The sequence below is a fragment of the Sphingomonas sp. SUN039 genome (genome assembly GCF_024758725.1).
Lineage (GTDB): Bacteria > Pseudomonadota > Alphaproteobacteria > Sphingomonadales > Sphingomonadaceae > Sphingomonas_O.
This window is the reverse complement of sequence record NZ_CP096972.1, coordinates 720,806-733,221: the sequence shown is the minus strand read 5'-3', so window position 1 is coordinate 733,221 and position 12,416 is coordinate 720,806. Positions and strand designations below refer to the sequence as shown.

Here is a 12,416-nt window from a genome sequence, read left to right as displayed (position 1 = left end):
GCGGCATTATTCAAACCAATCCGCCACGGTCGATTTATGGCGCCCGCCGGTTGATCGTGTTATTGTATTATGTCACTAATACACACTGTTCATAAACATGGCGGGGAAAACGCATGAATCCGGATCGCGAGATCGCACTGCCACCGGTCGCCCTATGGCGCATCAATGCCATGCGTTTCCTTTTTCTGCTCATGGCACTGGTCATGGGCAGCGTCGTCTGGACGCAATTGCTGTTCGAATCGACCGACTGGCCTGTGATGCGCGGACTGGCCAAGTCGATGCTTGCGGCACTGGCGCTGCTCAGCCTGCTCGGCGTCCGCTATCCGATGCAGATGCTGCCCCTGATGCTCTACGAAATCGCGTGGAAGACGGTCTGGCTCACGCTGATCGCGTTGCGCGCCTGGCTCACCGGCCATTGGACGGCGGACATCGAGTCGCTGTTCGTCGACTGCATCGGCATCGTGATCGCCTTTTTCATTGTGCCATGGCGATATGTCTGGGCGTGCTACTTTGCTCGCCCGATGGAGCCACTGCGCCGCGTCGGTTAGGCGAGACCGGCCCAGTCGAGTGCCGCATCGATAGCGGCGCGCGACGCCGCCGACGGCGGGGTCATCGGCAGGCGAAGTTCGTCCGTCATCCAGTCGACCAGTCTGGCCATCGCGTATTTCGTCGGCCCGGGCGAGGCATCCGAAAACAGCGCATCATGAAGCGGATAGAGTTTGTCGTTGAGATCGCGTGCGAGCACATAATCGCCCGCCGCGCATGCCGCCTGAAACTCGGCACAGAGTTTCGGTGCGACGTTCGCCGACACCGAAATACACCCGACGCCGCCCGCCGCATTATAGGCGAGCGCCATGTCGTCATTGCCCGACAATTGGCAGAAATCTGTTCCGCAGCTCAGCCGGTGCGCGGCGATGCGCGCCATATTGCCGCTGGCATCCTTGATACCGATAATCGTCGGAAGTTCGGCGAGCCGCGCCATGGTTTCGGGCTGGATATCGGTTACCGTCCGCCCCGGCACATTATAGACGACAATCGGCAGGTCGCTGAGCCCCGCGAGATGCGCATAATGCGCGAACACGCCGTCCTGATTGGGACGATTGTAATAGGGTGCCACGACGAGTGCCGCAGCTGCGCCCGCAGATTTCGCGAATTCCATATGGCGCACCGCCGTGGCGGTATCGTTCGACCCGCAGCCCGCGATGACCGGCACCCGGCCCGCCGCCTGTTCGATGCACAATTCGATGACGCGATAGTGCTCGTCATAGCTCAGCGTCGCGCTCTCCCCGGTCGTGCCGCAAGGGACGAGCGCCGACGAACCGTTGTCGATCTGCCAGTCGACCAGCGCGCGAAACGCCGCCTCGTCGACCTTGCCGTCCCGAAACGGCGTCACCAGTGCCGGAATCGAGCCGGAAAACATGATCTTCTCCCTTCACGCACCTGTTGCGCTGCGGCATAGCGAGCCGATGAACCGAATTTACCCCCGCCCGCACCGTTCAGCGCCTGATAAGGACGCATGTCGCAGCATGTCCAGCATGACGTATCGCTTTGTCGCCTCCGCCCTGCTCCTCGCCGCGCCCGGGATCGCCGCCGCACAGGACTTGATGGCCGCGCCGCCGACGCGCTCGCTCGCGGTCGTCAACGATTCCGCGCTGGGCGTGGCGATTTCGGAATGGAATGCGGTGCGCCAGTCCGACGCCCTGCCCTTTTCGTCCTATGCCCGCTTCCTTGTCGCGCACCCCGGCTGGCCGGGCGAAGCGGCGATCCGCAAATCGGCTGAGCGCGCGCTCCGCACCGATGCCGAAGACCCGCAGCTCGTTGCAGCCTATTTCGGACGGTTTGCGCCCGCGACGGCGACGAGCGGGCTGCGCTATGCCGAAGCGCTCGATGCCATAGGCCGTCGCGACGAAGCAAAACTTGCCGCCAAACGCGCCTGGACGATGGGCGCGCTGTCGGCCGACGACGAAAGCCGCTTTGTCACGCGCTGGCCGGGCCTGCTGTCGACCGCCGATCACGACACGCGGATGGAGCGCTTGCTGTGGAGCCGCGCGACCAGCCTGGCCGCGCGCCAACTCTCGCTGACCAGCCCCGTGCGCCAGCCGCAGTTCGATGCGCGCGTGGCGATGCAGGCGAAAGCGCCGGATGCGGCGACCAAATTGTCCTATGTCGCCGCCAGCGCCACCGGCGATCCCGGCTTCCTGCTCGACCGCGTGACGTGGTTGCGCCTGTCGGGACAGGAATATGCCGCGCAGAGTCTGCTTGCCGCACCGCGGCGCCTCAACGCGCCGCCGCTCGATGCCGAAAAATGGCTCGATGTGATCGTCGCCGTCGCGCGCAACGCGGCGGCACAGGGACAGCTCCAGACCGCGTACGACATCGCGCGGCAGGTCGACGACACTTACCCCGCAGGCACGGTCGTGCGCGACCGCCCCATCGGCGAGCGCGACGAATATACCAACGCGACCTGGCTCGCGGGCACGACCGCGCTCAACAAGCTGGGCCGCCCCGCCGACGCAATCCGCATGTTCGACCTGTACGCCAAGGCCGCACGCTCGCCGCAGACGCGCGCCAAGGGGCTGTACTGGGCAGGGCGCGCCGCCGAGGCATCGGGCCGCCAGAGCGATGCGAACCTCTATTACGCCAATGCCGCGACCCTTTTCGACCAGTTTTACGGACAGCTCGCCGCCGAACGCATCGGGCGCGCACCTGCCATCCCGCCGATGACCGCGCGGATCGAGATTTCGCAGAACCAGCGCGCCGCCTTTTTCGATCAGGAAATCGTGCGCGCGGTCCAGATCCTGGGCCAGCGCGGCGACCATCAGACGCAGACCTTGTTCGTCCGCCAGATTGCGCAAGCCGCGACCAGCGACGCCGACCATGTGCTGGCGGTGGAGCTCGCGAGCCGCATCGCGCGGCCCGATCTGGCGGTGATGGTCGGGCGCAGTGCCGGGATCAACGGATACAATGATTACGTCCGCGCCGGATTCCCGGTGGTGCCGGTCCCTGCCGAGGCCGCCGGCAACTGGACGATGGTCCATGCGATTTCGCGGCAGGAAAGCCAGTTCGACCGTGCGGCGCTCAGCCGGGCGGGCGCGCGTGGCCTGATGCAGCTGATGCCGGGCACCGCGCGGGACACCTCGGTCAAGATCGGCGCGAGCTACGACCTGGGCGGGCTGACTGCCGACCCGCAGTATAACATCCGGCTGGGCAGCTGGTATTTCTCGCGACTGATGGACACCTACGGCGGCAGCTATCCGCTCGCGGTGGCGGCGTACAACGCGGGGCCGGGCAATGTGAACAAGTGGCTGCGCGCCAATGGCGACCCGCGCAACGGCAGCATCGACATCCTGCAATGGATCGAGGCGATCCCGCTGACCGAAACGCGCGGCTATGTGCAGCGGGTGCTGGAGAATGCGGTCGTGTACGACCTGATCGACCCGACCAAGGCGCGGGTGCGGAGCACGACGCCGCTGTCGATGTATCTGGGCAAACGGGTACCCGGTTGAGGCACGCGGGTTGAGCGACCCCATCACGCCCGCCGGGTTCGAGGCCCTTCGCGCCGAATATACGCAACTCATGTCGGTCGAGCGCCCCGCGACCGTCGATATCGTCAGTTGGGCGGCGGGCAACGGCGACCGCAGCGAGAACGGCGATTACATCTACGGCCGCCAGAAACTGCGCGCCATCGACCGGCGTGCGGGCTTTCTTGCCAAGCGGATGAAGGCGGTGACCGTGGTCGACCCCGCCGCTCAGACCGACCACAGCCGCGTCTGGTTCGGCGCGACGGTGACCTATGCCGACGCGGACGACAACGAACGCACCGTCACGCTGGTCGGCACCGACGAAGGCGACCCTGCGGCAGGCCGGATCGGCTGGACCAGCCCCATGGCGCGGGCATTGCGTGGCGCGGCAGTCGGCGATGTGCGGCGGGTAGCGTTGCCGGGCGGCGAGATCGAGGTCGAGGTCGTCGGGATCGACTATCCTTAAGCCCCTCCCCTTGAGGGGAGGAGCGTTAGACGCCCGCCGCCTTTGCCAGCGCCACCACCTCGGGATCGGCCTCCTTCGGCGTCATATCCACCGCCGCCTCCAGCCGGTCCGCGACATAGGACATCACCGCGATTCGCGCGGCTTTCTTGTCGTTCGCATCGATCACTTTCCACGGCGCCCAGCGGGTGTCGGTGCGCTCGAACATGGTGTGATAGGCCTTGAGGTAGTCGTCACGGCGCGCGCGATTGCGGTAATCGTCTTTCCCCGTCTTCCACCGCTTCCACGGATCGTCGAGGCGGTCGCGGAACCTTTTGTCCTGTTCCTTTTGCGTGATGTGCATAAACAGCTTCACCACGGTGACATTATTGTCCTTTTGCTGCGCCTCGAACTCGTTGATCTCGTCATAGGCGCGCTTCCAATCGGTCTCGGTGCAATAGCCCTCGACCCGCTCGACCAGCACGCGCCCGTACCAGGTGCGGTCGAAGATGTTGATCTCGCCGCGTCCCGGCAGCCGCTTCCAGAAGCGCCACAGGAAATGGCGCACGCGTTCTTCCTCGCTGGGGGCGGCAATCGGCCAGACCTCGTACCAGCGCGGATCCCAGCTCGCGGTCAGCCGCTGGATCGCCCCGCCCTTGCCCGAAGCGTCCCACCCCTCGACCGCAATGATCGCCGATTTGCCGTGGATGATATGCGCGGCCTGAATGCGCTCCAGCCGCGCCGACAGCTTCGCCAGATCGGCGTCATAGTCGCCGGCATAGTCCGCGCCGGTCTCGAAGTCTTTCAGATCGATAGCCATGCGCGACAGCCTAGCGCGGTGCCGGTTAAGGTTCCATATCGTGCGGCATGGCCGCTGTAACAGTCTGGTACGATGGTGCCTGCCCGCTGTGCATCCGCGAGATCGCGCTGATGCGGCGGCTCGACCGCGCGCGGGCCATCGCGTTCGTCGATGTCGCGCCGGAGGGAGCGGCCTGCCCCATCGACCGCGACCTGTTGCTTGCACGGTTTCACGCACGCGAGGGTAGCGGCCCGATCCTCGACGGTGCCGCCGCCTTCGCCGCGATGTGGCGCGCGGTCCCGCTGTTGCGTCCGCTGGGGCTGGTGGCGCGGAACGGCGTCGCGCTGGCGGCGCTTGAGCGGCTGTATCTCGCGTTTCTGAAAGTCCGGCCCGTGCTGCAACGCTGGGCGAAACGAGAACGCGACGCCCGCTGACCCGTCAGCTGATCTTTCGGAACGCCAGCATCGCCGGAATTTGCGTCGTCGATCCGTCATGGAACCCATTCTCGCCCTCCCACGCGCGCGGGTTTTTGAACGTGCCGAAGATCATATCGGGCAGCGGAATGTCGCCGTAGTTGTAAGCATGCACGCCGCGCTGGTGGTGGATCAGGTGGCTTTCGGGACGCTGGATAAAGTAGCCCAGCCAATGCGGCGTCCGCATATTGATATGCTGGAAAATGCCCGGGATCGTCGTCAGCACCGCGACGATCAGCGCCGCCTCCGCGCTCAGCCCGAAGATCCAGACGAGGCACAGCGACCCGAGTAGCGACCAGCCCAGCATGTCGAGCGGATGGAAATAATAGGCGCCCCAGATGTCCACCCGCTCGGCGCTGTGGTGCATCTGGTGTGTCGCGCACCACAACGGGTCCCAGCCGTGCATCGCGCGGTGCCAGAAATAAATGCCGAACTCGAGGATCAGGAACCCGCCGACGACCTGCGCCCAGAACGGCAGCACCGAGCCGTCGATCAACTGGTGCGCGCCGAAAAACGCGTCCCACACGAACGGCGCGAAGGTCGCGATAGTGAAATAGAGGATGGTCGAGACGACACCCATGATGCGCCAATAGCGGATATCGGGGAATTGGGTGCGCCGCCCAACGAAATCCGCCAGCGCAAAGAGGGCGAACAGGGCGATGACGATGTAATGGTAGGTGGTCATCGACGCGTTCCCCGACAGGCCGGTGGTTGGCGCAGACTATCATCACGGGGGCGGCTTCACAATGTGGTCAAACCTCAACCGCTGCCATCCCCCTTACATAGCGAGCGCGATGTGATAGGTTTCCGGCATGAATGCGCCCTTCAGCCCGCCAACCGCGACCGCCGAGCCGTTCCGCTTTACGGTAGATCAGTTCATCGCGCTGCACGAACAGGGACTGTTTGACGACTATGCGAAGAGCGAGCTGATCGAGGGGGAGATCGTCGTCATGAACGCGCAGTGGAGCCGCCACGCGCGGGTGAAGACAGACTTGGCATTCGAACTAGGCAAGGCGTTGCGAGACATGGGATCGCCGCTGCGTCCGCAAGTCGAAGTCTCGATCCGGCTATCCGATGGATCGCTGCCCGAACCCGACATCACGCTGACCGATTATCGCGGCGACGGCGCGGTGCCCTTGGCGCATGTCGCGCTGGTCATCGAAGTGTCGGACTCGACGCTCGAAACCGATCTGGGCCGGAAATCGGACCTGTATGCGGCGGCGGGAATTGCGGAATATTGGGTGATCGACCTCAACGAGAACCGCGCACTGATGCACGAAAATCCTGACGCGGACGGGTATCACGGCCAACTCGACGTTTTGCTCGGCGAGCGGCTGGTGTCTGCAACCATCGAGGGGCTGGAGGTCGATACCGAGACGTTGCTCGATTGAGCGTTGCGGGGTTAGCTTGAGCGCTATTGGTCTCTGATTTCCAGTTCGTGGCGTATAATTAGCACCTTCGGCACCGGGCGACCGGCAGCATCAACATAAGGTTTGATTGGTTTACTCGCGAGAATGTCGCGACACGGGCCGGTGTTTTCGCGAATGCCCGGTGGCGATAGCGTTTCACACTTCGTGATGGCACCCTCGGCGCTGACCTCGATACGCATAGTGAAAAGATAGGGTTCGCCCACGGTACCGACAAACGGAATTATCGGGGCATTTTTCATGATGCTCCAACGGAATCTCGACGAATACTCTCCACCGAACGGTCGACCTTTAGCGTCATAGCCCGGCAGAAATTTAGCGCGCTCCATCATCAGGGAACAGGTTTTATCGTCCAGAATGGACGATCCACTGGAGGCGGTAACTGTGCAGGAAGTTACCTTGCCCGCGCGATCGACACTCAACTTGAATCCAACAACGCCCTCGATGCCTGCTCTTTGAGCGGAAGGTGGATAGTCAGCGTTGGAAACCCATGTGCCCGGACTCTCGGCCGGCCTGATCTTCGATGGATCTGCTACCAACGGTGCAGACTGTAACAACATCGCAAGAATCATCATGTCTCTCCGACAGTATCAAGCTGAATACTATCGAGTGAGTTTTTTATAAGCCAACGCCGTCGGCCGATCCGCCGCATCGCCCAGACGGCGCCTTTTGTCCTCTTCATACGCGTCGAAGTTCCCCTCGAACCACTCGACATGGCTGTCGCCCTCGAACGCCAGGATATGCGTCGCCAGACGGTCGAGGAAGAACCGGTCGTGGCTGATCACCACCGCGCAGCCGGCGAAATTCTCGATCGCTTCTTCCAGCGCGCCGAGCGTTTCGACGTCCAGATCGTTGGTCGGTTCGTCGAGCAGCAGCACATTGCCGCCGCGTTTCAGCATCTTGGCGATGTTCACGCGGTTGCGTTCGCCGCCCGACAGTTTGCCGACGTTCTTCTGCTGGTCGCCGCCCTTGAAGTTGAACGCACCCACATACGCCCGCGTCGACTGGTCGTGGCCGTTGACCTTCATATAATCGAGCCCGTCGGAGATTTCCTCCCAGACGTTCTTCTTGTCGTCGAGGTGGTCGCGGCTCTGGTCGACATAGCCCAGCCGCACCGTGCTGCCCATGTCGATGCTGCCGGTGTCGGGCTTTTCGCTGCCGATGATCAGCTTGAACAAGGTCGATTTGCCCGCACCGTTCGGCCCGATAACGCCGACGATGCCGCCCGCGGGCAGCGTGAACGACAGATTCTCGAACAGCAATTTGTCGCCGTACGCCTTCGAGATATTGTCGACCTCGATCACCTTGCCGCCGAGCCGCTCGGGCACCTGGATGACGATCTGCGCCTTGCCGGGGGTGCGGTTCTTCTGCTGCTCGACGAGCTGGTCGAACTTGGCGATACGCGCTTTCGACTTGGTCTGGCGTGCTTTCGCGCCCTGCCGGATCCATTCGAGCTCGTTCTTGATCGCGGTCTGGCGGCTCGAATCCTCGCGGTCTTCCTGCTCGAGCCGCTTGGCTTTTTTCTCGAGATAGGTCGAATAATTGCCCTCGTACGGGAAATAGCGCCCGCGGTCGATTTCCAGAATCCAGCCGACGACATTGTCGAGGAAGTAACGGTCATGGGTGATCATCAGCACCGCGCCCGCATATTCCTTGAGGTGGTTTTCGAGCCACTTCACCGACTCCGCGTCGAGGTGGTTGGTCGGCTCGTCGAGCAACAGGATCGACGGCTTCTGGATCAGCAGCCGGGTGAGCGCGATGCGGCGCTTTTCACCGCCCGACAGGTTTTCGACCGGCCAGTCGCCCGGCGGGCAGCGCAATGCCTCCATCGCGACGCCGAGCTGGCTGTCGAGCGTCCAGCCATCGACTGCGTCGATCTTTTCCTGGAGCGTGCCCATCTCCTCCATCAGCGCGTCGAAATCGGTGTCGTCCTTGGGGTCGCCCATCTCGGCCGAGATCGCGTTGAAGCGGTCGACCAGATCGGCGGTCTCCTTCGCGCCCATTTTGACGTTTTCGAGCACCGTCTTGGTCGGGTCGAGCTGCGGCTCCTGCTCCAGATAGCCGACAGTGATGTACTCGCCCGGCCACGCCTCGCCGGTGAAGTCCTTGTCGACGCCCGCCATGATCTTCATCAGCGTCGATTTGCCCGCGCCGTTCGGGCCGACGATGCCGATCTTGGCGCCCTGATAGAATTGCAGGTTGATGTTGTTCAGCACCGGCTTGGGCGCGCCGGGGAAGGTCTTCGTCATGTCCTTCATGACATAGGCGTATTGCGCGGCCATCGGTCGGGTCTTTCGGGTCTGGGTGTTGCGGAGGTTGCCGCGCCGATAGCGTTTGGCTCATGCGAAGGGAAGAAGGGGTTTAACGCAAAGACGCAAAGGAGGAGGATAAGACGCGAAGATGTGCACACCGGCGCGACCGCGCCTCTTCAGATTCAAGCACGGGATTGGGTGCCGCTATCGCGGCGTAAAGCAACGCCTTTGCGTCTTATCCTTCTCCTTTGCGCCTTCGCGTTAAACCAATCATGCCCTCGCCACGTGACAAAAGCGGCGGTAGCTTGACCCCATGGGACGCGAGGCGATCTGTACGGCGACTTGGCAAGGCGCGACTTCCGAGGCGAAGGTCTTGCTCGAATCGACCGAAATCATCCTGCGCGGCGATTTGCGCGCGCGAATACCCCGCACGGCAATCACCGGCGTGGTGGTCGAGGGCGGTGATCTGGTCGTCGATGTCTCAGGCGCGCCGCTGACGCTCGAACTCGGGGCGGCGGAAGCGGCGAAATGGGCGGCGGCGCTGCTGAAAGCGCCACCGACACTGGCCGAAAAGCTTGGCCTTGCGGACGGCAAGCGCGCGTTTGTGCTCGGCACGGTCGAGGACGACGCACTCGCGACGGCGCTCGGCGGCGCGACTGTCGGTGCGCCTGCCGATGCCGACATGATCGTGGCTGTTCTGTTCGATGAGGCCGGTCTTTCCGCCACACTCGACGCCGCCCGCGCCGCCGCTCTCCCCGTCTGGCTGGTCGCGGGCAAGGCCAAGTTCGCGACCGTCGCCGACGGCACGATCCGCGGCTTCATGCGGTCGAACGGGTATATCGACACCAAGGTCAGCGGCATTTCCGACCGGTGGACGGCGACGCGCTATTCGCCTCGCTAATTCGTCATTCCCGCGAAAGCGGGAATCCAGCTTCTTCTTCGACAAGAATGCCAAGAAAAGAAGCTGGATTCCCGCTTTCGCGGGAATGACGGGCGGGTTAGGCAGGTCGAATGAAAAGCATCGTCCTCCCCATCGCGCTCGCCGTAGCCCTCGCCACCCCGCTCGCCGCCCAGCGGCCGACACCTCCAGCCCCTCCCCCGCTCGACCCGCAGGTGGCGGCGATGCGCGATGCCGCGCTGGCAGGAGACACGGTCGCCTGGGACATCGTCGAGGGGATCACGACTGAAGTCGGACCGCGCATGGCCGGGACCGAGGCAGAGGCGCGCGCCCGCGCCTGGGGGCTGGCCAAGCTGACCGCGCTCGGCTTCAAGAACGTCCGGATCGAGACCACGAAGATGCGGACCTGGGTGCGCGGGGGCGAGACCGCCGAAGTTATCAGCCCCTTCCCCCAAAAACTCCGGCTCACCGCGCTCGGCAGTTCTGGAGCCACCCCGCCTGAGGGTCTGACGGCGGAGATCGTCTATTTCCCCACCTTCGGCGACCTGCAGGCCGCGCCTGACGGCAGTCTCAAGGGCAAGATCGCGTTCGTCTCGAACGCCATGGTCGCGACACAGGACGGATCGAGCTACGGCAGTTTCGGCTCCGCACGCTTCGTCGGCCCCAATCTCGCCGCCAAAAAGGGCGCAGCGGCGATGATTATCCGCTCGATCGGCAGCGACCACGGGCGCGGGCCGCACACGGGCCAGACCAATTTCGAAAAAGGCGTGACGCCCATCCCCGCCGCTGCACTCTCGACTTCGGACGCCGACAATCTGTCGCGCATGGTCAAGCGCGGCAAGCCGGTCACGCTGCACCTGACGCTGACGCCCCGCGATCTGGGTATGACCGAAACCGGCAATGTTATCGGCGAAGTCCCCGGTACCGATCCGGCGGCAGGCCTGATCGTCGTCGGCGGGCATCTCGACAGCTGGGATCTCGGCACCGGTGCGATCGATGACGGTGCGGGCATCGCAATTACGGCGGCGGCGGCCAAACGCTTCCTCGACGGCCCGCCTCCACGGCGCACGATCCGTGTTGTCTGGTTCGGCGACGAGGAAACCGGCGGCGCTGGCTCCGACGCCTATTTCGCGGCGCACAAGGACGAACCGCACGCGCTTGCTGCCGAATCCGATTTCGGCGCGGATCGGGTGTGGCGCTTCGCGGTTGCCCTGCCCGACGGTGCGAAAGCGGTCGGCGACCGCTTGCAGGTCGCGCTCGCCCCGCTCGGCATCGTGCGCTCGAAGGAGAAGGCGGGCGACGGCGCCGACATCGAACCGTTGGTCAAGGCGGGCGTGTCCGTCGTCGATCTCAACCAGTCGGGCACCCGCTATTTCGACTATCACCACACGCCCGAAGACACGCTGGAGCGCATCGATCCGGTGCAGCTGCGCCAGAATGTGGCGGCTTGGACAGCGATGCTCGCCGTGGTGGCGAACGCGCCGGAGGCACTCGTCAAGCCGAAATGATCGACGCGATTGACTGGCGAATTGTGGCCGCTATGTGGCAGTCAAATATTTTCGGGACGCCAACATGACCAAGACCGCCACTGCTGTTGCCACCGGCCTTGCTGCCGCTGCGCTGCTCATTCTCGCTGGCTGTGGCAAGGCGCCGGATGCGACCAATGTCGCGGACACCGAGAACAGTGCCGGGGCCGCGCTCGAGAATTCGGCGGCGGAACTTGAGGCGACGACCGACAATCTGGCCGAAAACGAAGTCGCCAACGCCGGTGCCGAGGCGAACAGTGCGGCGCTCGAGGGCAATGCCAGCGGGAATGCGGCGGCCAAGTAAGGCGCGTTGCCTGTTGCTTCTGCGCCCGCTATGCGCGGCGCGTCCGGTGTCGGGGAGTGGCGCAGCCTGGTAGCGCATCTGCTTTGGGAGCAGAGGGTCGCAGGTTCGAATCCTGTCTCCCCGACCATTGGACCGGGTAACCGGTCCTACTCGGTTTTATCGGGCAATTGTGGCGGATGCTGTAGTGATGCGCGGCGCACCCGAGCGCGCATTTCGGTTCCGCAGAGGACGATCAGTAGATCGCCTTCAGGAACACGCGACGCGCCAACAGCACGACAACGATCATCAGGGCTTCGGCGATCATCGGGGGTAAGGTCGTAGCCACCATGCCGTCGATTGCGATGCTTACAAAGCGACCCGTCAGCGCCACGCCCAAGAGCACCAGCGGGACAAGCAGCGGTTTTGAGTCCGCGCGCCACGCACCGACCAGCGCGAAGACTCCCCCGGTCAGAAAGAACGCCGGGAAGTCTGCGCGGATTGTTGCCAGACCCTGAGTCCCAATCGGGGAGAGCGCAAATCGTGCGGCCAGTTCGACAGGGTCGAACAGGAAACCCAGCCCCAGCACGACGTTGAACAAGCCGACCAACGCGACCGCGACACGCATCGTTACCCTCACATCCGTTCCCCCGTTCAGCCTGTCTGGATCATCATATTGGCATTGCTAATGCCATTACAGGGCGCGATAGTCGAACCGCATCGATAAAAGACGATTATGCAGTCGCGGAACAAGCCGATTATAGGGTTGGTCAGTATCCTCCCGTCAGCGGAGGCGCG

14 protein-coding genes and 1 tRNA gene are annotated in these 12,416 nt (G+C 63.7%); 9 read left to right on the top strand and 6 right to left on the bottom strand.

Going from position 1 to position 12,416, the window contains the following annotated elements; translation table 11 throughout:
* Nucleotides 1–113 precede the first annotated feature (113 nt).
* Nucleotides 114–548, top strand: a complete 435-nt coding sequence (locus M0209_RS03655; RefSeq protein ID WP_258886946.1) for a hypothetical protein — start codon at nucleotides 114–116, stop codon at nucleotides 546–548.
* Here the strand turns inward: M0209_RS03655 and dapA are convergent.
* On the bottom strand, nucleotides 545–1,420 hold the full coding sequence (dapA, locus tag M0209_RS03650; protein ID WP_258886945.1) for a 4-hydroxy-tetrahydrodipicolinate synthase: 876 nt from the start codon (nucleotides 1,418–1,420) through the stop codon (nucleotides 545–547). The two genes, M0209_RS03655 and dapA, sit on opposite strands and share 4 nt — an antisense overlap.
* A 106-nt stretch (nucleotides 1,421–1,526) precedes the next feature.
* On the opposite strand from dapA, the gene M0209_RS03645 reads away from it, so the two are divergent.
* Together M0209_RS03645 and M0209_RS03640 are read left to right on the top strand one after the other, a co-directional pair.
* On the top strand, nucleotides 1,527–3,506 hold the full coding sequence (locus M0209_RS03645) for a lytic transglycosylase domain-containing protein (protein ID WP_258886944.1): 1,980 nt from the start codon (nucleotides 1,527–1,529) through the stop codon (nucleotides 3,504–3,506).
* Nucleotides 3,507–3,516: 10 nt separating this feature from the next.
* Nucleotides 3,517–3,987, top strand: a complete 471-nt coding sequence (locus M0209_RS03640; protein ID WP_258886943.1) for a GreA/GreB family elongation factor — start codon at nucleotides 3,517–3,519, stop codon at nucleotides 3,985–3,987.
* 25 nt (nucleotides 3,988–4,012) lie between these two features.
* On the opposite strand, the gene M0209_RS03635 is transcribed toward M0209_RS03640, so the two are convergent.
* A complete protein-coding gene (locus M0209_RS03635) occupies nucleotides 4,013–4,783 on the bottom strand; it encodes a polyphosphate kinase 2 family protein (protein WP_258886942.1) in 771 nt (256 codons plus the stop codon).
* A 47-nt stretch (nucleotides 4,784–4,830) separates the two neighbouring features.
* On the opposite strand from M0209_RS03635, the gene M0209_RS03630 reads away from it, so the two are divergent.
* Nucleotides 4,831–5,196, top strand: a complete 366-nt coding sequence (locus tag M0209_RS03630) for a DUF393 domain-containing protein (protein WP_258886941.1) — start codon at nucleotides 4,831–4,833, stop codon at nucleotides 5,194–5,196.
* 4 nt (nucleotides 5,197–5,200) lie between these two features.
* Here the strand turns inward: M0209_RS03630 and M0209_RS03625 are convergent, their stop codons facing one another.
* Nucleotides 5,201–5,920 carry a sterol desaturase family protein gene (locus M0209_RS03625; protein ID WP_258886940.1) on the bottom strand — a complete coding sequence of 240 codons (720 nt, stop codon included), beginning with the start codon at nucleotides 5,918–5,920 and terminating at the stop codon, nucleotides 5,201–5,203.
* A 127-nt stretch (nucleotides 5,921–6,047) separates the two neighbouring features.
* On the opposite strand from M0209_RS03625, the gene M0209_RS03620 reads away from it, so the two are divergent.
* Nucleotides 6,048–6,626: a Uma2 family endonuclease gene (locus M0209_RS03620; RefSeq protein ID WP_258886939.1), complete on the top strand. Its 579-nt coding sequence runs from the start codon at nucleotides 6,048–6,050 to the stop codon at nucleotides 6,624–6,626.
* A 23-nt stretch (nucleotides 6,627–6,649) separates the two neighbouring features.
* Here M0209_RS03620 and M0209_RS03615 read toward each other — a convergent pair whose 3' ends face one another.
* Nucleotides 6,650–7,237 (bottom strand): energy transducer TonB, encoded by a 588-nt coding sequence (locus M0209_RS03615; protein ID WP_258886938.1) that lies wholly within the window; start codon nucleotides 7,235–7,237, stop codon nucleotides 6,650–6,652.
* Nucleotides 7,238–7,264: 27 nt separating this feature from the next.
* Nucleotides 7,265–8,944: an energy-dependent translational throttle protein EttA gene (gene ettA, locus M0209_RS03610; RefSeq protein WP_258886937.1), complete on the bottom strand. Its 1,680-nt coding sequence runs from the start codon at nucleotides 8,942–8,944 to the stop codon at nucleotides 7,265–7,267.
* A 283-nt stretch (nucleotides 8,945–9,227) separates the two neighbouring features.
* Here ettA and M0209_RS03605 point away from each other — a divergent pair, with 283 nt between their 5' ends.
* The 4 genes from M0209_RS03605 to M0209_RS03590 all read left to right on the top strand — a co-directional run bounded on the left by M0209_RS03605 (nucleotide 9,228) and on the right by M0209_RS03590 (nucleotide 11,769).
* Entirely contained in the window at nucleotides 9,228–9,815 is a 588-nt protein-coding gene (locus tag M0209_RS03605) for a hypothetical protein (RefSeq protein WP_258886936.1), read from the top strand.
* 110 nt (nucleotides 9,816–9,925) lie between these two features.
* On the top strand, nucleotides 9,926–11,320 hold the full coding sequence (locus M0209_RS03600) for a M20/M25/M40 family metallo-hydrolase (RefSeq protein ID WP_258886935.1): 1,395 nt from the start codon (nucleotides 9,926–9,928) through the stop codon (nucleotides 11,318–11,320).
* A gap of 64 nt (nucleotides 11,321–11,384) precedes the next feature.
* The gene (locus tag M0209_RS03595) at nucleotides 11,385–11,642 is read left to right on the top strand and encodes a hypothetical protein (RefSeq protein WP_258886934.1); all 258 of its coding nucleotides are present in this window, start codon (nucleotides 11,385–11,387) and stop codon (nucleotides 11,640–11,642) included.
* 50 nt (nucleotides 11,643–11,692) lie between these two features.
* Nucleotides 11,693–11,769, top strand: a tRNA-Pro gene (locus M0209_RS03590).
* A 105-nt stretch (nucleotides 11,770–11,874) separates the two neighbouring features.
* Here the strand turns inward: M0209_RS03590 and M0209_RS03585 are convergent.
* Complete coding sequence (locus M0209_RS03585) at nucleotides 11,875–12,258, bottom strand: hypothetical protein (protein ID WP_258886933.1); 384 nt, start codon at nucleotides 12,256–12,258, stop codon at nucleotides 11,875–11,877.
* Between the last annotated feature and the right edge of the window lie 158 nt (nucleotides 12,259–12,416).